The following is a 21,091-nucleotide window of genomic DNA, read 5'->3' on the forward strand; positions in this document are numbered from 1 at the left end:
TGTGAAATTATATGATTACTTTCGATCCTCAGCGAGTTATCGTGTAAGAATTGCTTTAAATTTAAAGCAGGTTAGCTATGATTCCATTCCTGTGCATCTAGTTAATCACGGGGGTGAACAACATCATCCTGATTATTTATCTCTTAACCCTCAAGGACTTGTTCCTACCCTAGTCGAAAATGGACATGTTCTAACTCAGTCCTTAGCCATTATTGAATATTTAAATGAAATCATCCCTGAACCCCCGTTACTACCGCAAAATCCCCTTGAACGTGCGAATGTTCGCGGTATTGCGTACTCCATCGCTTGCGATATTCACCCCCTTAATAACCTTCGTGTATTAAATCAGCTCAGAACGCAATTTTCAGCAAGTGATGATGATATTGAACAGTGGTATCACTTATGGCTTAAAAAAGGATTTGAAAGTATTGAATTGCGTCTTAAGCAGTTACCGAGAAAAAAATCCGTATGCGTTGGTAAGGACGTAAGTATCGCGGATATCTGTCTAATTCCCCAAGTTTATAATGCCAAACGATTTAATCTCCCATTAGTCAATTACCCGCTCATTAATGAAATCAATGAATACTGTTTAACTATACCTGCCTTTTCCCATGCAGCGCCTGAAGAAGTTTCTTAGATCTGTTGAACTATATAGAGCAGAAACCAAAAAAAAACCCGCTCAAGTAAGCGGGTTTTAATAAATAAAGCGAATTAAAAGAGGGTATATTCCATATGCTCATTTGGAATATACAAGTAAAATCCTTTGGTTAAGAGAAATACACCCACTACCACCATAACCAGAGCTAAGACATAGTATCCTGGCCCTAAATAGACCTTTTTAGCCCAGGCTGACATTTTTACTGGGAAAGACAACCATAAAACCGATTTAATCAGAATTACCCAGGACAAAATAGTTACCACCAAACGAGGCTCCCACGCCCATATATTATGGATAACAACAAGAAGAATACCAAGCATTAATCCATAGGAAGCTCCAATGGCAATCGCCGGATCAAATGGATCAAGTCTTAAAATGAGGTCACGATAATACTTTGTTCGGCTAACCATAATAATGGCCATAATGACCAGGTAAAGTCCAAACATTTGAGAAAGAACGAAGGTATGAAAAAGTGCACCGAACATGTTGAGCTCCCTGCTTATTTTCCTATTTATAATTAAAGACCTAAATAATCTTTTTTGCAAATGGATACCAAATTCATTAAAACCAGGCCTTTGCAATGTTCACAGTCGAAGGACTGCCATGTACATCGTTCAACATACTCCATAATGCCTTACATCGTTGCAGATGTCCAATCAAAAATGATCCATCTTCGCAACGATAATGCACCGGCAATCCGTTGATAACTTCTTCAAGATCATCCGAAATACAACGCATACCATTCTCAAGCTCGACCGCCCAGGGATACGTTAGCGCCATATCAAGTCTTTCGTGACTCTGATCATCCAATGTAGTGTCGGTTCTAATTTTTACTGCCTTATTCATCCATGGAGACTCTGGACAAATCACTTCATGTTGAGAACTAAAGCGTTTTATAAAACATGGATCAAATACCTTTCCAGCAGCATAGCACCTCCATGCATCTTCACGCTTGATATGATGAGATTGATCTCGACAATGTCCGTCTAATACCTCACTAACCTTTGGTGCAGGATGATGCTCTGATCCCGCATATGGTCGATATAAATGCAGCACCGTATCGCTGAATAGGCTACTAGACCATATGAATACAATCATTATCATTAAAAGTTTAATCTTCCCTTTCATGCTGCTTCTACCTTGTTTATTGTTCATGAGTGTTTTAATTCAAGACGGTTGCTGCTTCAAATTCGACTTTATGAGAAACTCCATCATATTACCACAGTTGGTGAATGAATTAGGTTTAGTGTATTATTAGTGTTGTAGATCTAAAATAATCGGTGGCTTCATTGTGTCGATATGATTCGACTGATTCAAAAGATTATAAACATGATGTCCTCAAACAATGGCACCTAATTTTTAACTCAGAGGAAAACGCCCTAATTGTTGCAGCGACTTTTTTACGTATTCCTTAAATGATTATGATATAAACCAGCGACCACTACGTGAGTAAGATCAATTTCTCTAAGACCATAGATGAATTCTAATCGCACGTGAACTTGTGGGGTCATGTAGATTCATGGCTTTGCAAAAAATGGCGCAATATATTGTTCTATAAGTTTAATTGGAGTAATTCATGAGCAATGTGTTTACAGTTAAAGAATGTTTAGAAGGTGAAATTAAAGTTGATGAGCTTGTAAGCGTCAAAGGTTGGGTTAAAACCCGTCGTGACTCTAATGCCGGGCTGTCTTTTATTAGCTTACATGATGGTTCTTGCTTTTCACCCATTCAAATTGTTGCTCCGAATACCTTAACGAACTATCAAGACGAAGTTTTAAAACTTACAGCAGGTTGTTCATTGATTGCAACCGGTCGACTCGTGGTATCACAAGGAAAAGGTCAACATTTTGAAATCCAAGCTGAACAAATTGAACCTGTTGGTTGGGTAGAGAATCCTGACACGTATCCTGTGCAAGCGAAACGACATACTTTAGAATTTTTACGTGATGTAGCCCATCTTCGACCAAGGACAAATACCATTAGTGCCGTTGCTCGCGTTCGGGATACCCTTTCACAGGCCATTCATCGATTTTTTCATGAACGAGGATACATCTGGGTACATACTCCAATCATTACTGCAAGTGACTGTGAGGGGGCTGGGGAGTTATTTCGAGTGAGCACGCTTGACTTAATGAACTTGCCAAAAAAAGATAACGGTAAAATCGATTTTAGTGAAGACTTTTTTGGGCGTGAGACGTTTCTAACCGTTTCTGGCCAGCTAAATGTGGAAGCATATTGTCTTGCCCTGTCTAAAGTCTATACCTTTGGTCCTACCTTTAGAGCTGAAAACTCTAATACGAGTCGTCATCTAGCTGAGTTTTGGATGGTCGAACCCGAATTGGCGTTTGCTGATTTAAACGACATCTGCAATCTAAGCCAAGAAATGTTGCGTTATTTATGTAAAACGTTACTGGAAGAACGCAGTGATGATATGAATTTTTTCAATCAATTTGTAACCCCAGGATGTATCGAACGTTTAGAGCATATTATTGATTCGAGCTTTGACGTGATGACCTATAGTGATGCCATAAAAGCATTGGAAACAGCCGATAAAAAATTTGAGTTCCCGGTAAATTGGGGGCTTGATTTGCAATCGGAACACGAACGGTATCTTGCCGAAGAACTATGTAAAAAACCGGTCATCATTACGGATTATCCCAAGGAAATTAAAAGCTTTTACATGCGTTTAAATGATGATGAAAGAACCGTCGCCGCAATGGATGTTTTAGCACCAGGAATTGGTGAAATTATTGGCGGAAGTCAGCGCGAAGAACGATTATCCATTCTAGATAAACGCATGGATGAGTGCGGCCTTGATAAGGAATTTTACAGCTGGTATCGCGATTTACGCCGTTATGGAACCGTTCCTCATGCAGGATTTGGCTTAGGGCTAGAGCGCTTAGTTAGCTACGTCACAGGCGTTGGCAACGTAAGAGATGTTATTCCGTTTCCAAGAACCCCAGGGCACGCGGAATATTAAGCTCAGGGGTCAGGAGTCAGGAGTCAGGAGTCAGGAGTCAGGAGTCAGGAGTCAGGAGTGAGTCTAAACCTGAAACCTGAAACCTGAAACCTGAAACCTGAAACCTGATACCTGATACCTGATACCTGATACCTGATACCTGATACCTGATACCTGATACCTGAACCCTGATACCTCAACCTTCAACCAACTGCCCATCTTGCACATGCATGACACGATTCATTCGTTGTGCCAAATTCATATCATGCGTTACAATGACCAAAGCCGTTTGTAATTTTCGATTTAATTCGAGCATGAGTTCAAACACTTTCACCGCTGTGGCATGATCCAAATTACCTGTCGGCTCATCAGCCAGAACGCAATGTGGGTTGTGAACTAACGCTCTTGCAATCGCTACTCGCTGTCTTTCACCACCGGATAATTGGGAAGGCTTATGATCTTCACGAGCGCTAAGACCGACTTGATTTAAGATCTCCTTTGCTTCATTTTGTGCGCTATTCACACTATTTCCGCGCAAGAGCAAAGGCAAGGAAACGTTTTCAAGGGCAGTGAATTCGGGTAATAAATGATGAAATTGATAAATAAATCCCAAAGTCTTATTTCTTAATTGACAACGCTTTTTCTCAGTTAAATCTTGCCAATTAGTGCCTTGGATTAATACCTCTCCTGCACTTGGTTTATCAAGTCCACCTAGCAAATGTAAAAACGTACTTTTACCAGAACCAGAAGGACCAACCACAGCCAATCGATCGCCTTTTTGAATAGAAAAATCAATTCCTGCCAAAACGTCAATGGTATGATTACCATCATAATAGGATTTTTTTAATTGTCGACAATCGATGACGTGATCACTCATAATGCAATGCCTCCGCAATGATGGTTTTTGAAGCACGCCTTGCAGGGTAAATAGTTGCAATGAAGCTCATCATTAAAGCAACTGCGCATACCAACCAAAGATCGCTCAATAATATTTTTGAAGGAAGATAATCGACGAAGTAAATGTTTGAAGACAATACCTGTACATTAAACAATGATTGCAAGAAATTAACAATAGCTGTTGCATTACTGGCTAAAATCAGACCGCCAATCAAGCCAATTAATGTTCCAATAATGCCAACCGTCATTCCTTGAACAATAAAAATCCACATCACCGTTGTAGGAGTCGCGCCTATCGTTCTTAGAATAGCAATCTCAGCTTGCTTATCGTTGACAACCATCACCAGAGAGGAAACCAAATTAAATGCTGCGACTGCTATAATTAACAAGAGAATTAAAAACATCATTGTTTTTTCCATTTTAACCGCTGAAAAAAACGCACCAAATTGCTCTGTCCAGTTTCCAACTTGATACTCTGGTCCCAATTTACGAGCTAATAACTCGGATAACTGAGGTGCTTGATAAATGTTTTTTATTTTCAATTTTAAACCGGTAACCTCATCACCCAATCGTAAAAGCTTTTGTGCATCTTCTAGGTTGATAAATGCAAGCTTTGTGTCAAAGTTAAACCCTGTACCTGCAGAAAAAACTCCTTTTACGGTAAATCGTTTAAACCTTGGGATCATCCCAGCTGGGGTGACGGTAGCTTGAGGGATCATAATAGTTACTTTATCCCCTATCATCACACCTAAACTATCCGCTAGACCGCGACCTAAAATGATTCCAAAATGATTTAATTCATTCACATCACCTACAATCAGTTTTTCTTGCAAATGATTTACATGCTGCTCTAGCTTTGGAATGATACCTGTCAGCACAATGGGCAAGACCTCGCCATTATGGGTGAGAAGACCTTGTTCTCCAACATAGGGGGCCACGGCAACAATTCCAGGTGTTTCTTTGACTTCGTCAGCCAAGGATTGCCAATCACTAATTTTACCATCCGCGCCAGTCATAGTAATTTCAGGAGCCATGCCAAAAAAACGCTTATGAATCTCCTCATCAAACCCATTCATGACTGATAAAACCGTAATCAACACCATGACCCCAAGACCAATCCCAAGCATTGAACTTAATGAGATGAAGGAAACAAAATGATTTTTCTTTTTAGCGCGGGTATAGCGTAACCCAATATATAAAGCCAAAGGCTTAAACATAGAGATCAGAATGTTTGTGAAAACAATATTGTAGTTAAAAAAGTTTGTTTAGGGTAGCTTTACTCGTCCAAAAGCGTTAACACCACCCTAAAATAGTTTTAAATTATTGCTTTGTTGCTTTAGCCGCTGAATCCATCTGCTGCTGTAATTGTTTAATTTCGTTCTGAAGCTCTGATTCTATCTGCTTCATTTGAGTTTGAGTTTGTGTATTTACTTGTTGTATTTTGGTTTGTAAATCAGATTGCATCTGTTTAAGTTGCGTTTGTATCTGTTTATTTAAAGTCTGAATTTGATTTTGTTGTGTTTCTTGTAATTTTTGTAATTGAACTTGAATCTGACTATTGAGCATTTGAATTTGTTTGGTAACATTATCGTCAGCAAAGCCAGGGTGGCTAATAAATAACAAAGTCATGCAAAGAGCTGCCAAAACACTTTTTTTCATCACTAACTCCCTTTAATAATTAAGGTTTTTAAATTAAGCTTAACCAAATCAAAATAAATAGCAAGGATTTCGCACAGCGGTAAGCCACATACAGATATAGAGAAGCCTTGTTATAAACTTACAAAATAATCAGGATTAGCTAATGAGTAAAACCGACTCATTTTATAATTTAGAAACCATTGGTGGGTTAATATTATTTGCAACCGCACTTTGTGCGATTGTGATTGCTAATACCCCATTTCGTTTTGTTTACCATGACGTCATTCATCTACCGGTAAATTTAAGTATCGGTGATTTTGCAATTAAAAAGCCCTTGCACATTTGGATTAATGATGGGTTGATGGCTATTTACTTTATGTTGGTGGGTTTAGAAATTAAGCGTGAAATTCATCGAGGAATTTTAAGCAGCAAAACCAGTATTGTTGTACCAGCGATTACGGCATTTTGTGGACTTGTAGTTCCTGCTTTTATTTACGCTCTCATCAATTGGCAAAATCCGCTTTATTTAAAAGGTTGGGCTATCCCTACGGCCACGGACATTGCATTTACTTTAGGCATTGTTTCCCTACTAGGCGCAAGAGTGCCCTATCCTTTAAAAGTACTACTCACTGCCATTGCGATATTTGATGACATTGGAGCCATTGCCATTATTGCGATTTTTTTCACGCATAAATTGTCAATGATTTCTTTAAGCATTGCTTTCCTTTGTACAGCGTTCTTAATTGGATTAAATCGTTATAATTGTAAAAGAATTTCAGTTTATCTCGTGGTTGGCATTATTCTGTGGGCGGCTGTTTTAAAATCCGGTGTGCATGCAACACTTGCAGGTATTGTAATTGCGATGACCATTCCAGATAAACCTGGCGATTCCCTATTGAGCCGGCTAGAAGACGGGTTGCATCCTTGGGTCATCTTTCTTATTTTACCATTATTTGCTTTGGCCAATGCAGGTGTTACGTTTATTGGCTTAGATCGTGAGATGTTAACCCACCCCATTATCTGGGGAATCATTGCAGGACTATTTTTCGGGAAACAAATTGGAATTTTTTTACCCTTGCTGTATTTCGTCAAGAAAGGAAGCTATATACAAACTTATAAAAGCTATAAAATCACCACTATGCAAGTTTATGGTCTTGCTTTAATTTGTGGGGTTGGATTTACAATGAGTTTATTTATTGGTTCTCTTGCATTTCACAATGGAGCCCATCTCATTAATTTTGTTAAAATTGGCGTCGTGGCTGGTTCGCTCTTATCAGCGATTATGGGATGTGTGGTATTTATTTTAGCTAAGAAAGGAAAACCCTCTTCATTACAAGATCGAAGCGGTGAACTTGCTTCGTAAATAAAACCCTCTGGGCAAGGTTTGGATCTTGTTTCCTTCCCGATCATAGCCGTAGCAAAGTGATTGTTTATTGGCAGCTTTGGGTCTTACTTGCAAATATTCTCCAATTCCAGCATGGATATCTTCAAGCTGTCCAGATGCCAACATCCAAGCTAGCTCATTCCAATCTGCGGCTAGAATTTTTTCTTGCTCAGGGTTTGGTGACCACAAAATGGCTTTACCAATTCTTCGCTCTTGAAAAGGTATTTGTTTATCCGATTCTATGGGAAGCCAAAGTACACGTTTTAATTTGGAAAAACATTGAGAGGTTAACCAATTTTCTTGATGAATGGTTAAAAGAGAGATTGAAGTCACAAAGGTTGACTCTGCGGGCTTTCCTAAATGATTCAAGGGTAACGTTTTAAGTTCAATTCCCAATTCTGAAAAATCCGGAGCAGCAAGAGACCCCGCATCGGCACCCAATACCAGCTCCACCATTTGGCCTATCCATCCTTTACGATGAGAAGACGACAAAGGAATCATTAATTTAAGTTCATAAGCAAGCTGTGCTAGCGTTAGGCCTTCAATTCGTTGACACCGCTCTAAAAGTTCAGCTTCGCTCAACACGACTGAGGCTTGAACCATGATCGTCCTCCTTAAACTCAATGCTTAATGGTGGAATAGGTGGCTTGATTCCGGCCGCTTTAAATTGGGCCATAATGGCAAATAATACGTTTGAACGAACCTCAAATCGCGTGTGCTCTTGAACATTAATGTAATAGCGCGCTTCAAATTCAATGAGCGCTTCATCAATATGCTTTAGGAAAACCTGGGGAGGGGGGTTATCCAAAATTTCAGGAATAATGGCTAATACATCCAAAATCAATTGCTGGACCATAACGGGTTCGTCACCACGACTCACCTTGATTGGAATAACACTTCGAACCACATTATCTTGATGCGTCCAGTTTGTAAAAGGCTTATTAAAGGTTTCCGCATTTGGGATTAATACTTCCATATTATCCCATGAAGAAACGCGCATCGAACGAATACCAATATGAGCCACCCGTCCTTCATATTCTCCAAGCGTAATCAAATCCCCTTCTCTGACAGGTCGCTCAATTAAGAGCATTATCCCACCAATAATATTGCTAGCAAAATCACGAAGACCAAATCCCATACCCACTGCAAGACCACCTAGAATCATAGACATTCCAGAAAAATCTAGGCCCAATGCTCGCAATGTTATAAATGATCCAATTAAAATCACGCCATATTGCGTAAACGCAGATAAGCTATTTCGAATGCCTGCATCACGGGCATTGCGATACAACCAACGATAGCAAAACTCACGTGTCCATTTTGACGCCCAAAGAAAAATAAATAATAAAACCAAGAATTCAAGAAAGCTAAACAGCGTAATGTGGATCCCTGATAGATTCACCAGGGGATAATGTCCAATCACTTTTAAATGCGTCATAACCCAGGAGTCGGAATACCAACCATAGAGTTGGAATAAAATTAATATACTGACAAGCCATAACAAAATACGTAGAATTTTGTCAAAAGGCTTTAATAGGACTTCAATCCATAACCACCCATTCCTAAGCGAGGAAATCATCCATTCCGACAATAATTCTAAAGCATCCGAAATTAAACCTCGTGCTACAACATATCCAGTGATGACCAGCAATAAATAGGCTTGATAGCGGCTCATGGTCCATGCAAGATTTATATATCCAATTAAACCAATCACAGCCGTTGTTAGTAACGTAATAGGAATTAAATTCACAAGTAATACAATCGCGCTTCGAATATAACGTTTTTTCGCCTTTAGGATTGGGCGCAACAAATAAGGAATGACTTCTTTACTTTTCCAAATTACCACCGCCATTGAAAGAAGAAACAGCATGAAGAAGCGATTAAAAATATCTTGCATTAACAATGTTAAAGGATACTGATGGCTAAAAACCATGAGTGCCGTTGCCCACCCCCCAGCTAAAAACAACCATTTTAGACGATGGTATAACCTCACATCCTTTCCGGATGAATCACTAATTCGTTCTAAAAGCATGAGCCTTGCTATCAGGATCAAATTACGAAAAGCCAGCCACACGAACATTAAATTAAGAAGGAGTCGATAATTTCCAGACGCAATATTGTTCAAATAAAACATCGTAACCAAAAGAACAATACTCGTTAATTGAGGGATATTCCGCTTAATCAACACCAATAACCCATCATAAAGATGACCGGTCAGGCGTTGTCTTTCTTTCTCTTGAATTAATTTATTTAAGAGAATTCGCAAACCAAAAGCGATGATAAGAATGAAAAAACAAATCCCCCAAAACACTCCCTTAGACCAGGATGATTGCCAAGCATAGTTATCGACTGATTTAGTCATTAACGCACTGAGATAATGATAAAATTTTATAGGGATCTGCAAAAACTCATGCGCTATCTCTGGCCAGCTCGTCAAGTGATATTCTGCCAAATTTTGACGCATCGCCAGTTGCTTTTTTAATTGTTGCTGATGCTCTGCTAACTGAGTTTGTAATCTTAATTCTCGAGTAGAAACTTCTTCAAGTCGTTTTTTTATTGCCGATTGCAAGTTTTTGAAATGATTATTTAAAGTTTTATTATTGAGTTTCATTTGCTCATGATCCACTAACGATTGCATCGCTGTTAGGGACTGTTTTACTGTATCCAATTGATTAATTGCATTTCGATAAGTATTAATTACCGATTCTAATGATTTGACATCCTGGTTTTTTAACAATAAAAATTCTGCTTTCAACTGTTTTTTATAATGTTCAAGTTCCGCAATTCGGGTTTGTATTAATAGAATAAACTGATTATTTAAGAGAAGTTTTGCCTCATGATTAATGCGTGATGTTTCATTCCCCTCATTGTTTCGTAAGGCCTGAATGCTTATATTTTCTTCATAGAGCTTGGACTTTGAGTGATCAAGTGCCCTAAGACGTTGGTTAACTTGGGATATTTGTGTGCTTAAGTCCGTTTCTGACTTCCAAAGTCGTAAGTCGTGCTGCTCTGCAAGCAATATTTTGTTTAATTTTTTCGCTAGGGTTAAGTCTTCGTGTATGAGCTCTATGGTTTTCGTGTTTATTTCAATTAAGTTATTAAGCTTGACGGATTTTTCTTGAGCCTCAACATCACTAATCGAATTTAAAGGAGATTGTTGTAATTTTTTTAACTTTTGCGATAACCGCTCTTTTTCCTTTTTCGCTTCGATTAAAAAATTCTCAAGATTTACAATTTTAATCTGAGTTACGGCCAACAAAGCATCGTTTTGTTTTTTGCGCTCAAAAAAATCGTCCAAATTGGTTGGCTCAGCAAACGGTTTGAACGAATTAATCTTAAGGCTCAGAGAAGATTTTTCTTGCGTTAGGTATTCGATGAGCTGACTTGCTCCGAGATCTTCTGCTGCATTCGCTGGAGAAATAAAATAACTTGAGAATAATAATAGACAGAAACAAAAGTACTGTAATAAGGCGTAGCGCCGAAGCGCTACACCTGATAATAAGATATTATTTGAGTGATGCCGTTTGCGCAAAGCGTATTCCCAATTCTTTCAGTTGAGCTGCTCCAGCTGGTGCTGGTGCATTCGTTAACAAACACGAGGCGGATTGGGTTTTCGGGAATGCAATCACATCACGAATTGAGCTTGAGCCAGTTAAAAGCATAGCCAGACGATCGACTCCCAATGCAATACCACCATGTGGAGGACATCCGTATTGTAAGGCATCTAATAAGAAGCCAAATTTCTCTTGGGCTTCCTTTTCGGTAATTCCGAGCATGTTAAATACCGTCTGCTGCATTTCTTGACGATGAATTCGAATCGACCCCCCTCCAATTTCATAGCCATTGATGACGATATCATAAGCATTCGCTAAGGTACCTAAGGGATTCTCTTGCAATGCTTGGGGCGTTGCATTTATGGGAGAAGTGAATGGATGATGCATGGGTTGTAATTGATGCGTTTCTATATCCAGTTCAAACATAGGCCAATCAACGACCCATAGCAATCGCCAACCTTCCTCAACTAAGCCGCAGTCATGACCTAATTTAATTCGAAGTGCTCCCATCGCCTCATTGACGATCTTTTCTTTATCTGCACCAAAAAATACCACGTCTCCGGTATTTGCCTCAACACGATTTAAGATGGCCTCGATAAGTGCTGGGTTTAAGAACTTCAAAATGGGTGATTGCAACCCTTCTAATCCAGCTGAGCGATCATTGACTTTAATGTAAGCCAAACCTTTTGCCCCATAGATCCCAACAAATTGACCATAATTATCCAGCTCTTTACGGGTCAATTTACAACCATTAGGTAACTTAAGTGCGACCACTCGACCCTCAGGATCGTTTGCAGAGAAAGAAAATACTTTAAACTCACTTTCCATAACCAGATCAGCGACGTCGACCAATTCAAGCGGAATTCTAAGATCAGGCTTATCACTCCCATAACGACGCATTGCTTCGGCATAAGTCATACGCTGTAATTTTTCTGGGAGTTCGACTTGCTTGAGCTCTTTGAAAACTTTTTTGAGCATGCCTTCTATGGTGCTCATTATGGTTTCTGAATTGATAAAAGCCATTTCAAGGTCGAGCTGCGTAAATTCAGGCTGGCGATCGGCACGCAAATCTTCATCTCTAAAGCATCGAACAATCTGGTAATACTTATCAAAACCAGACATCATTAATAATTGTTTAAACAATTGTGGCGATTGCGGCAGAGCATAAAACTCGCCAGGATGCACTCGCGATGGGACCAAATAATCTCGCGCTCCCTCGGGAGTAGCTTTCGTTAACATGGGGGTTTCTATATCCAAAAACCCTTTATTGTTTAAATATTCACGAATACAACGAACTAAGTTATGGCGGATTATAAATTTTTCCTGCATCTCGGGACGACGAAGATCCAAATAGCGATAACGATAACGTAAATCTTCACTAACGGCTTGATGTTCATCGGGTAAAATGGGCGGGGTTAATGATTGATTCAAAATTTCAAGCGCATGGCCTACAATTTCGATTTGTCCTGTGGTCATTTTTTCATTTATCATACCCGTTGGGCGTGGTCTTACCAACCCACTCACCTGGATGACGTATTCATGACGTAATTTTTCAGCGACTGCAAACACTTCTTTTTGCTCAGGCTCGTAAACTACTTGAACCAAGCCTGAACTATCTCTTATGTCTAAGAAAATCACACCACCATGATCGCGTCGATTATGAACCCACCCGCAGATTGTTACTTCTTTATCAGTCATCGCTTCATTCACTTCAGAGCAATAGTGAGATTTCATAAGACCGCCTATTTAGAAATTTGTTGTTCTTTTAAATCAAATGCAGCAGGTGATAAAGGCTGCATTACACCTAGTGAAATAATAAATTTTAACGCCTCGTCAATGGTCATTGATAATTCAATCACATCAGACCTTGGAACCATCATTAAAAATCCGGAGGTCGGGTTTGGCGTCGTTGGAATAAATATAGAGACCATTTCATCCCCAGTATGGCGTTTGATTTCAGAGGAGGTAATCCCCGTCTGAAATGCAAGACTCCATAGCCCCTTCCGAGGATATTCAACCAAAATTACTTTACGAAACGCTTCACTGTTCGTTGCAAAAATAGCTTGTATCACTTGCTTGGAAGCATTGTAAATCGAACGAACCAAAGGAATGCGCTCAAGAATAGATTCGCTCCAGCTTACTAAGCGCTGTCCGAAAAAATTCGTGGCCAAAATACCTGTTAGTAATAACAATATAAGGGATAACAAAACACCAAGCCCTGGCAAATGAATACCAAACAACGCTTCAGGTTGATAAGCATCTGGAAGCAACGCCATCGTTTGATCAAGAATATCAATAATAAACCGCAAAATGACAATGGTTGCCAATATCGGTAACCAAACCACTAAGCCTGCTAAGAGATAACTGCGAATTGATTTACTTTTCAATCCTTTTCACCTTTTGTTTGCGTAGAGGAGCTTGATGAGCTCGAATTCTGCTGATCATTTCCTCCGGATCCCGAAGATTTATTTGTATCTGACGATTTAGGTTGTCCCTTGTTTTTAAAATCGGTCACATACCACCCTGTCCCTTTTAACTGAAACCCCGCTGCTGAAACCAAACGTTCCGCTGTATTCATGAAACATTTAGGACATTGTTTCGCTGGGGCATCACTGATTTTTTGCATTAAATCAAATGTATGATGACAATTAGAACACTCGTACTCATAGATTGGCATCAAAAAACTCCTCAAAGCAAAAAAAAGAAAAACTGGTGCCAACATTTTAACAAAATGGGCAACCAATATCCAGAAAGTAACGTTAAATTAACGTGAGTTCGCCAGAAAAGTCATGTATGACTTTTCTGGCGCTAAACGAACATTGTCCCGTAAAAAGGCGAAGCTTTTTGTACGGGATCCATTCAAAATAAGCCCGTTCGATATCATCAACATTTGAATTTTTCTGATATTGAGCGGACGTTAAATTATATAGAAGTCGCGGCAGCTAAACAATAGACAACAGGCCCGCCCCACGGTTGTCGCATCAAACTTTGATCAATAGGGCGTAGGTTAGGCCTTAGCCCAACATGGTCAAATTTCATAGTCTATTTTTCTTGCCAAACATTGGCCTCATGCTTCGTATTGGACACCCATTAAGCGATTAAACGCTGCCTTAGGGAGTAGTGTGCCATTAAAATCAATTCTGGCTATTAATGGACTTTCCATCTTCCGTTTCAGCGTATGAATGTTTTCGTAAACCATCATCATGTTTGGATCGATGCAATTAGCAATCCAACCTGCACATCGTATTTTATAAGTTTGTAAAGCTGTTTCAGTAAGAAGAGCATGGTTTAGGCAACCCAATTTTATACCTACAATTAAAATAACCGGTATATTTGTAAGCTTTAATAAATCAACCCAGGTTTCATGGTTATTCAAAGGAACCATTAACCCTCCTGCACCTTCAATAAGCAACGTATCTACGTGAGAAAAAGCCTCACTAAAACAATATTCTGCGATATCTTTCGTGGTTATCGAATCATTAACTAAGTGGGGAGATACGGGTGGCTTGAAGCGCCAAGGATTAATTTCGGTGTGATGTAAGTTACACGCCAATGATAATAATTTGGCATCGCTATTGATTAATTCACCTTCTTTGTCCTCACAACCGGTAGCAATTGGCTTTACAGCAAGGGTTAGAGCACCATGGTCATTTAAATAGGCGAGCAGCTGCAAGGTGGCATAGGTTTTACCGCAATCCGTATCGGTGCCCGTAATAAAATAACGCTTCATGATATAAATTCCTTCAATAAGGCAATAAACTCATTCTGTTGAGACATAAAAGGCATATGTGCTGATTGTTTAAAAGTCCTATAAACCAAATGAGGATGTGTCTTTTCCATTGCCAATTTTGTAGCATGAGGTGTTATCGCATCTAACCGCCCGAAAAGATAGCAAACTGGAATGGCAAGATGATTTAAAGCCAGACGAAGATCCCAACGGAGCAAACAATCTAATCCCATACTTAATCCTTCTGGTATGGGATTAGAAATTAAAGCGCGTATGCTTTTTTTGTTTTCACCATGAGATTGTAACGATACAAATTCCTCTAATGTTTTCAAAGGATTTTGACGAAGACTTCTATAAAAATTATGAAATAACTCCATCTCAATGCCCGGCCAGCCATTCTCTTTAACAAACTTAGGTGAAGAAGAAACGTTCAGCAGATGTGTAATCCGCTCCGAAGCTTCCGCGGCTAATCGGGTTGCAAATAATCCTCCCATGGACCAACCTATAAGAGCAAAACGTGGGGGTAAAGCGGACAAAAGTTCAGTTTTAAAGTAACCCCAATCGCATAAGGATGTATTACCAAAACCTGGAAGATCAACAAGATAAAGTTGATAACCTGCATCAATTAATGCGGGTGTAATACTCTGCCATACACCACTATCAAACCCCCATCCATGAAATAAAACCAAAGGGTATCCTTCTCCGTAGCAATAAATCTTAATTTTCATATTGCTTCCAAACAATCAAACAAATAATCAATTTGCTCTGGCCGGTGATTCGCATTTAAAACGACTCTTAATCCTGAGTCTGGCTTTCGAACCGTGGGAGGACGCATAGGTAAGCAAAAAATATGCTTATCTCGTAAACGATTCGCGGTATGAATCGCCCGATAGGGGCACCCTAACTTTAATTGTTGAATTTGTGTGCTTGAATTACTCCAACTCCATTTTGACGTTGTTGTTTTTTTTCTAAAATATAAAATCAAATCGTTTAATGTTTGCCGCCTATCATCCGCTTGTCTTATCACATCCAGAGTATATTCAAGCCCATAAGCATAAGCGGGGCTTAGCGCAGTCGAGTAAATATAACTTCGAGCGCATTGGAGTAAAGCCTCTATCCAAAGATGCTGACCTGCAATAATTGCCCCTGATGCAGCAAATGCTTTTCCAAGAGGGATGACACGCAAAGGAACCTCATGTTGAGATAAATCCGATGCCACGACTTCCCCAAGCCCTTCTTTTCCACTTACCCCAAATGCATGGGCCTCATCGACAATGAGCTGACCAGGACATAATGCTGCAATGGCTTTCAGTGGGGTTTTTTGTCCACTCATACTAAAAATACTTTCCGTAAGTACTATGCATTCTCCTTTGATTTTAGTTCGCTTTTCAGTTAAATCGGTTAGGTTTTGATGGTGATAACGAGTATAAGAAACGTCGGCTAACTTTAAACCATCATAGATGGAAGCATGCACTTCTTTATCGATCAAAGCATGAAGTTTCAAGCGACCTAAAAAAGACGCTATACTCAAATTAGCGGCAAACCCCGAGGTGAATATAAGACACTCATCAACATCGAGCGCCTTTGCAAAGGCTTTTTCTAAAGAGGCATGAGCAGAATGATAACCACTCACAACCATGGACCCCGCGCTGCCTACTGGGAAAAAACGAAAGCCTTCTCGATAAGCATTTTGAATCGAGGTCTCTCTTCTAAGCGAGAGATAGTCATTGCTGCTGAAATTATAAGGAAGCTCTTCACACCTCTCGCGAATGCGATACAATCCATCCAGTTTAATTTGATTAATAAACTGTTCAAGTGTTTCCTTTATCATATAGAGACAGGGTGTTCGCTTTCATTTAAACCGAGCTTATTAAAAAGAAGGTGATCTTTATCACGCAGAGGGTTATCTTCTGTTAATAATTTCTCGCCAATAAAAACCGAATTCGCCCCAGCAAAAAAACAAAGCGCCTGAAGTTCATCGCTCATCTCAGTTCGACCTGCAGTGAGCCGTATAACGCTATTTGGCATAAGAATTCGAGCCGTAGCAATCGTTCGAACTAGTTCAATATTATCTACAGGCTTCGATTTAGCCAAGGGAGTTCCCAGAACGGGGATTAAACGATTAATGGGCACACTTTCTGGTGGGGTTTCAAGATTCGCTAAGGTCAGTAAAAATTCAATGCGATCCGCTCGACTTTCTCCTAGGCCTAAAATACCACCACAACAAACGCGAATCCCAGCATTTCTCACTTCTTGTAAGGTTTCGAGTCTATCTTGAAACGTACGGGTGGTAACCACCTGATTGTAATAACTAGGAGACGTGTCAATATTGTGATTATAATAATCAAGACCTGCTTCTTTAAGGGCTGTAGCCTGAAGAGAATTAAGCATTCCTAATGTCATACAGGTTTCCATTCCAAGCTTTTTTACTTCCTTTATCATGTCTATTAATTTTGGCATAGCCTTGGTAGGAGGGCATCGCCAAGCAGCCCCCATGCAAAAACGCTTTGCTCCACCCTCTTTGGCTTCCTTAGCTTTTTGTATCACCTCATCTAAGTTCATTAAAGCTTCTTTTTCAACGTGGGTGCTATGATGACCACTTTGTGAGCAATATCCACAATCTTCGGGACAAGCTCCGGTTTTGATGCTAAGCAAAGTCGCTAATTGTACTTGATTGGCAGAATGATACTCACGGTGGATGGAATGTGCTTTAAATAATAAATTATTAAATGGTTGTTCATAAATTGCCGTAACATCATCCGCATTCCAATTCATGTTCATTAGGGTCATCGTTATATTCCTATTGTTTTATCATTCTATGACCAATAAATTTGTCACAAACTTCCGCCCATGATAAATTAGCCCCACCCTTTGTCAACCTATTTTTTAAATTGTGGTTAACAGTGATTTTTTAATACATAAAGATTTAAAGCACATCTGGCATCCCTGCTCTCAGATGAAGGATTTTGAACAAACGCCTCCCTTAATTGTTCATCAAGCCAAGGGTAATGAGCTTCATACGAATCGAGGCGTATTAATTGATGCGATTTCATCTTGGTGGTGTAAATCCTTAGGACATGGTCACCCAGAAATTATTGCCGCCATCCAAGCCCAACTATCCCGCTTCGAACATGTTATTGGGGCCAATACAACTCATGAAGAGATTGCCGAATTAGGAGAACAAATCGCTCATCTCACAAAAAATCAACATGTCTTTTTTGCAAGTGATGGCTCAAGTGCTGTAGAAATTGCAATGAAACTTGCCTTACATGCTAAGCAATTACAAGGGTATCCTTCTCGCAATCAATTCATATCCTTAAAAAACAGCTATCATGGAGAAACATTGGCCACTTTAAGTGTAAGTGACTTAGGGCTTTATAAAAAACCTTATGAACACATGGGTGTAACGTGCCATGTTCTTCAGAATATTCCTTATGTCAGCGGCAAAGAAGATCCTTTATGGACTTCATGCGATCATCATTGGCAAGCCACCAGAAAAGAACTTGAAGCAATCAAAGAAAATGCCTGCGCCATCATCGTAGAACCTCTCATTCAAGGAGCAGGAGGCATGCTTTGCTATAGTGCAGACTATTTAAAAAAACTAAGTCAATATTGCAATGAAAATGACCTATTTCTTATCGCCGATGAAATCATGACAGGTTTAGGAAGAACGGGAAAATGGTTAGCTTTAGAACATGCAGGAGTTAAAGCCGACTTAATCTGTTTATCAAAAGGTTTAACCTCAGGAACACTGCCTTTAAGTTGTGTCAGCGTCGATCATTTCATTTATGAATTATTTTATAATGACTATGAATCAGGGCATTCTTTTTTGCATTCGCACACCTATAGTGGCAATGCCTTAGCTATCAGTGCGGCCCTAGCAACTTTAAACATTATGCAGCGAGAAAACAGTCACATAAAAGCCGAAGTTCTCGGTCAAACCATGGAAAAACACTTCATTGAAATTGCACAGCTTACTGGCAAATTAAAAAATGTTCGACGCTTAGGAGCTATTGTTGCAGGTGAATTAATTAACGAAAATCAAAAAAGAATTGGATTTGAATTATATAAACGTGGCCTTGATAATGGAGCTTTGCTTCGACCTTTAGGAAATACCTTGTATTGGATGCCCCCTTTAAACTGCGATAAAAAGACTATTGGGAATTTGGCTGAAATCACACTAAAATCAATAAAGGAAGCTTATACCTAATTGGAACAGTATGACGCAGCATAAATTTAGGCGCCCAGGAGGTTTTTATATTCTTATTTTTTTCTGGTTACTTTTAACCAGTCTCTTTCTTATCATTATTTTTTATTTTAATTGGAATAAAGAACAACTAGAAACACAACAAGAACTTTTTAAAGCCTCTAATTCTATCAGTCATGCGGTAGATAATTTCATCAACGACATTCAAAATTCTGTCTATTCTATACCTATACTCAGCAGTAATTTTAATGAATGCACATCAGAAGTACGGACAAGTCTTCAGAACGCCGTATTTAATAACCCTTTGATTTCTGCTTTAGCAATAAAAAATAAAGAGAATAAGATACTTTGCGCATCTCTTAGCGACATTACAACTGCAGAGGGCTTAAATCCCACAGCACAAGGTTTATTAGGACCCGTCCGTGCAACCAAAGAAGATAAACCCGCCTATATCATTCAACAACCTTTAGGCAATTTCATTTTGGACGTGTATATATTAAAACAAGTTTTAGATCAAATTTTAGAAACTCGCTCTCCTTATGCTGAAATGGTTGTACTGTATAATAATCAATCGAATAAAGCCGTTCTTCAAATCGAACGAAATAAACAATCAAGGCACTGGCAGGCAAGTCCTGAAAGCCACTATTTATCGATGAATGAGATTAGTAATTACGCTTATTTCTACATCGCAGCGGTTGATAGCCTTAAACATATCCAAATTGTTTTAATCGCTGAACCTAAAATAATCCGTCAACTAACCCTCTGGCATAAATTGGTCACTTTTTTGGCCGTTGTTCTCGTTTCAGGCTTAGTTTATTTATCCTTGAGACGGTTTTTAAATCATTTTTTTTCATTGCACCGTGCAATTGTAAACGCAGTAAAACATGAACGATTTTTTCCAGTATTTCAGCCCGTTTATGATTTAAATAAAAATCGTTATATTGGCGTAGAAGTTTTAACTCGTTGGCGAACCGAACATGATGAAGTTATTATGCCAGATGCCTTTGTCAACGACGCCGAACGAACGGGCCTAATCGTACCTATTTCCTTACAAATCATTGAAAAGGCATTTAAAGAATGTCGTCATCTTTTGGCGAATCACCGAGATTTCTATTTAGGATTTAATTTATCAGCGGCTCATTTTTCGCACCATGATTTTTTTCATCGCTTTGAGGAGTTATGCTTAACTTTTCAAGTAAAACCTTCGCAAATATTATTAGAAATCACAGAGCGTGAATTAATTAGCCATGGTGAGCCCGCTATTACAAAAAAAATGAAACAACTTAGAAGTGAAGGTTATTCTTTAGCCATCGATGATTTCGGTACGGGTCATGCTAGTATTAGTTATTTAAGGCACTTCCCGTTCAATTATCTTAAAATTGATAAGCTTTTTATCACAGCCATTGGCACAGGAGCTGTGACTGAAGTGCTAAGCCATTCCATTATCCAGTTAGCTAGAAACTTAAAACTAGAAATTATTGCCGAAGGAGTAGAGTCCGAAAAACAAGTTGAATATCTAAAAGAAAAAGGTGTACACCTAATACAAGGATGGTATTTTGCTAAGGCAATGCCCATTTATGAACTCATGCCATTTATGAACGGAGTCAAACATGAATAATCTTACTCGTTGGTTTACCATTTTTCTGAGTCCAGTCATGATAAACGTTCTATTTGCGAACCCTGCAGCGGTCATGAGAGGTCAAAACAGTTACTGGCAATGTAAAGCGTATGATGATCAAAATCATCAGTGGGTAGCTCATAGCTCTTATGCACGAGTTGCCATTAATAAAGCTTACGAAGCATGTAAAAGCCAAAGTAAAATGCCTGCAAGCTGTAAAACCGCTCATGAATACTGCGAGTCCATTATTAAAGGAGTCACCACACGGCCCATGTGGCGCTGCACTGCCCTTGACATGCATGCGCATGTTTGGGTGAGTGATCTTTATACCAACCGCAATGATGCCGCATTGGGCGCAAGAGCTTATTGCGAGCATCGAAGCGGCATGCCAGAAACCTGTTATGTTAATTTATTAACTTGTAACAATGAAAATAAAAGCGAATAAGGCT

20 protein-coding genes are annotated in these 21,091 nt (G+C 39.2%); 6 read left to right on the top strand and 14 right to left on the bottom strand.

Annotated features, from left to right (window positions below; all coding sequences use genetic code 11):
• The first annotated feature begins 1 nt into the window (after window position 1).
• A complete protein-coding gene (gene maiA, locus E1O41_RS02465) occupies window positions 2-637 on the top strand; it encodes a maleylacetoacetate isomerase (protein ID WP_131775739.1) in 636 nt (211 codons plus the stop codon).
• Between the two features lie 74 nt (window positions 638-711).
• Here the strand turns inward: maiA and E1O41_RS02470 are convergent, their stop codons facing one another.
• Together E1O41_RS02470 and E1O41_RS02475 are read right to left on the bottom strand one after the other, a co-directional pair.
• Window positions 712-1,143 carry a hypothetical protein gene (locus tag E1O41_RS02470; RefSeq protein WP_131775740.1) on the bottom strand — a complete coding sequence of 144 codons (432 nt, stop codon included), beginning with the start codon at window positions 1,141-1,143 and terminating at the stop codon, window positions 712-714.
• Window positions 1,144-1,219: 76 nt separating this feature from the next.
• Window positions 1,220-1,786, bottom strand: coding sequence for a hypothetical protein (locus E1O41_RS02475; protein WP_131775741.1), 567 nt, complete (start codon window positions 1,784-1,786; stop codon window positions 1,220-1,222).
• Window positions 1,787-2,234: 448 nt separating this feature from the next.
• On the opposite strand from E1O41_RS02475, the gene asnS reads away from it, so the two are divergent.
• Window positions 2,235-3,638, top strand: coding sequence for an asparagine--tRNA ligase (gene asnS / locus E1O41_RS02480; protein WP_131775742.1), 1,404 nt, complete (start codon window positions 2,235-2,237; stop codon window positions 3,636-3,638).
• Between the two features lie 175 nt (window positions 3,639-3,813).
• On the opposite strand, the gene lolD is transcribed toward asnS, so the two are convergent.
• The 3 genes from lolD to E1O41_RS02495 form a co-directional block, all read right to left on the bottom strand.
• Window positions 3,814-4,494 (bottom strand): lipoprotein-releasing ABC transporter ATP-binding protein LolD, encoded by a 681-nt coding sequence (lolD, locus tag E1O41_RS02485; RefSeq protein WP_131775743.1) that lies wholly within the window; start codon window positions 4,492-4,494, stop codon window positions 3,814-3,816.
• Window positions 4,487-5,731 carry a lipoprotein-releasing ABC transporter permease subunit gene (locus E1O41_RS02490; RefSeq protein WP_131775744.1) on the bottom strand — a complete coding sequence of 415 codons (1,245 nt, stop codon included), beginning with the start codon at window positions 5,729-5,731 and terminating at the stop codon, window positions 4,487-4,489. The genes lolD and E1O41_RS02490 overlap by 8 nt, the downstream gene beginning before the upstream one ends.
• A gap of 103 nt (window positions 5,732-5,834) precedes the next feature.
• On the bottom strand, window positions 5,835-6,173 hold the full coding sequence (locus tag E1O41_RS02495) for a hypothetical protein (RefSeq protein WP_131775745.1): 339 nt from the start codon (window positions 6,171-6,173) through the stop codon (window positions 5,835-5,837).
• Between the two features lie 142 nt (window positions 6,174-6,315).
• Here E1O41_RS02495 and nhaA point away from each other — a divergent pair, with 142 nt between their 5' ends.
• The gene (gene nhaA / locus E1O41_RS02500) at window positions 6,316-7,515 is read left to right on the top strand and encodes a Na+/H+ antiporter NhaA (RefSeq protein ID WP_131775746.1); all 1,200 of its coding nucleotides are present in this window, start codon (window positions 6,316-6,318) and stop codon (window positions 7,513-7,515) included.
• Here nhaA and mutH read toward each other — a convergent pair.
• The 9 genes from mutH to bioB form a co-directional block, all read right to left on the bottom strand.
• Window positions 7,483-8,139, bottom strand: a complete 657-nt coding sequence (mutH, locus tag E1O41_RS02505; RefSeq protein ID WP_131775747.1) for a DNA mismatch repair endonuclease MutH — start codon at window positions 8,137-8,139, stop codon at window positions 7,483-7,485. The genes nhaA and mutH overlap by 33 nt on opposite strands.
• A complete protein-coding gene (locus E1O41_RS02510) occupies window positions 8,105-11,068 on the bottom strand; it encodes a mechanosensitive ion channel domain-containing protein (protein WP_229669318.1) in 2,964 nt (987 codons plus the stop codon). The genes mutH and E1O41_RS02510 overlap by 35 nt, the downstream gene beginning before the upstream one ends.
• A complete protein-coding gene (gene aspS / locus E1O41_RS02515; protein WP_131775748.1) occupies window positions 11,043-12,824 on the bottom strand; it encodes an aspartate--tRNA ligase in 1,782 nt (593 codons plus the stop codon). The genes E1O41_RS02510 and aspS overlap by 26 nt, the downstream gene beginning before the upstream one ends.
• Before the next feature lie 8 nt (window positions 12,825-12,832).
• Window positions 12,833-13,477, bottom strand: a complete 645-nt coding sequence (locus tag E1O41_RS02520) for a DUF502 domain-containing protein (RefSeq protein ID WP_131775749.1) — start codon at window positions 13,475-13,477, stop codon at window positions 12,833-12,835.
• A complete protein-coding gene (locus E1O41_RS02525; protein ID WP_131775750.1) occupies window positions 13,474-13,767 on the bottom strand; it encodes an FmdB family zinc ribbon protein in 294 nt (97 codons plus the stop codon). Before E1O41_RS02525 ends, E1O41_RS02520 begins: the two co-directional genes overlap by 4 nt.
• A gap of 390 nt (window positions 13,768-14,157) precedes the next feature.
• Window positions 14,158-14,820, bottom strand: coding sequence for a dethiobiotin synthase (gene bioD, locus E1O41_RS02530; RefSeq protein ID WP_131775751.1), 663 nt, complete (start codon window positions 14,818-14,820; stop codon window positions 14,158-14,160).
• The gene (locus E1O41_RS02535) at window positions 14,817-15,545 is read right to left on the bottom strand and encodes an alpha/beta fold hydrolase (protein ID WP_131775752.1); all 729 of its coding nucleotides are present in this window, start codon (window positions 15,543-15,545) and stop codon (window positions 14,817-14,819) included. Before E1O41_RS02535 ends, bioD begins: the two co-directional genes overlap by 4 nt.
• Entirely contained in the window at window positions 15,542-16,648 is a 1,107-nt protein-coding gene (locus E1O41_RS02540) for an aminotransferase class I/II-fold pyridoxal phosphate-dependent enzyme (protein WP_131775753.1), read from the bottom strand. Before E1O41_RS02540 ends, E1O41_RS02535 begins: the two co-directional genes overlap by 4 nt.
• Complete coding sequence (bioB, locus tag E1O41_RS02545) at window positions 16,645-17,607, bottom strand: biotin synthase BioB (protein ID WP_131775754.1); 963 nt, start codon at window positions 17,605-17,607, stop codon at window positions 16,645-16,647. Before bioB ends, E1O41_RS02540 begins: the two co-directional genes overlap by 4 nt.
• Window positions 17,608-17,710: 103 nt before the next feature.
• Here bioB and bioA point away from each other — a divergent pair, with 103 nt between their 5' ends.
• From bioA to E1O41_RS02560, 3 genes are read left to right on the top strand one after another with little or no spacing between them, the layout of a single operon-like run.
• Window positions 17,711-19,027, top strand: coding sequence for an adenosylmethionine--8-amino-7-oxononanoate transaminase (gene bioA, locus E1O41_RS02550; protein ID WP_131775755.1), 1,317 nt, complete (start codon window positions 17,711-17,713; stop codon window positions 19,025-19,027).
• A gap of 10 nt (window positions 19,028-19,037) precedes the next feature.
• Window positions 19,038-20,642 (top strand): EAL domain-containing protein, encoded by a 1,605-nt coding sequence (locus tag E1O41_RS02555; protein WP_131775756.1) that lies wholly within the window; start codon window positions 19,038-19,040, stop codon window positions 20,640-20,642.
• Window positions 20,635-21,087: a hypothetical protein gene (locus E1O41_RS02560; protein ID WP_131775757.1), complete on the top strand. Its 453-nt coding sequence runs from the start codon at window positions 20,635-20,637 to the stop codon at window positions 21,085-21,087. The genes E1O41_RS02555 and E1O41_RS02560 overlap by 8 nt, the downstream gene beginning before the upstream one ends.
• Window positions 21,088-21,091 lie beyond the last annotated feature (4 nt).

Origin of the sequence: Legionella impletisoli, assembly GCF_900639875.1 — a bacterium.
GTDB classification, from domain to species: domain Bacteria; phylum Pseudomonadota; class Gammaproteobacteria; order Legionellales; family Legionellaceae; genus Legionella_A; species Legionella_A impletisoli.

Bases quoted from the DNA above. Each gene is read 5' to 3' on its own strand.
- E1O41_RS02470 (WP_131775740.1), bottom strand. From the start codon at position 1,143: ATGTTCGGTGCACTTTTTCATACCTTCGTTCTTTCTCAAATGTTTGGA.
- E1O41_RS02475 (WP_131775741.1), bottom strand. From the start codon at position 1,786: ATGAAAGGGAAGATTAAACTTTTAATGATAATGATTGTATTCATATGG.
- asnS (WP_131775742.1), top strand. From the start codon at position 2,235: ATGAGCAATGTGTTTACAGTTAAAGAATGTTTAGAAGGTGAAATTAAA.
- lolD (WP_131775743.1), bottom strand. From the start codon at position 4,494: ATGAGTGATCACGTCATCGATTGTCGACAATTAAAAAAATCCTATTAT.
- E1O41_RS02490 (WP_131775744.1), bottom strand. From the start codon at position 5,731: ATGTTTAAGCCTTTGGCTTTATATATTGGGTTACGCTATACCCGCGCT.
- E1O41_RS02495 (WP_131775745.1), bottom strand. From the start codon at position 6,173: ATGAAAAAAAGTGTTTTGGCAGCTCTTTGCATGACTTTGTTATTTATT.
- nhaA (WP_131775746.1), top strand. From the start codon at position 6,316: ATGAGTAAAACCGACTCATTTTATAATTTAGAAACCATTGGTGGGTTA.
- mutH (WP_131775747.1), bottom strand. From the start codon at position 8,139: ATGGTTCAAGCCTCAGTCGTGTTGAGCGAAGCTGAACTTTTAGAGCGG.
- aspS (WP_131775748.1), bottom strand. From the start codon at position 12,824: ATGAAATCTCACTATTGCTCTGAAGTGAATGAAGCGATGACTGATAAA.
- E1O41_RS02525 (WP_131775750.1), bottom strand. From the start codon at position 13,767: ATGCCAATCTATGAGTACGAGTGTTCTAATTGTCATCATACATTTGAT.
- bioD (WP_131775751.1), bottom strand. From the start codon at position 14,820: ATGAAGCGTTATTTTATTACGGGCACCGATACGGATTGCGGTAAAACC.
- E1O41_RS02535 (WP_131775752.1), bottom strand. From the start codon at position 15,545: ATGAAAATTAAGATTTATTGCTACGGAGAAGGATACCCTTTGGTTTTA.
- E1O41_RS02540 (WP_131775753.1), bottom strand. From the start codon at position 16,648: ATGATAAAGGAAACACTTGAACAGTTTATTAATCAAATTAAACTGGAT.
- bioB (WP_131775754.1), bottom strand. From the start codon at position 17,607: ATGACCCTAATGAACATGAATTGGAATGCGGATGATGTTACGGCAATT.
- E1O41_RS02555 (WP_131775756.1), top strand. From the start codon at position 19,038: ATGACGCAGCATAAATTTAGGCGCCCAGGAGGTTTTTATATTCTTATT.
- E1O41_RS02560 (WP_131775757.1), top strand. From the start codon at position 20,635: ATGAATAATCTTACTCGTTGGTTTACCATTTTTCTGAGTCCAGTCATG.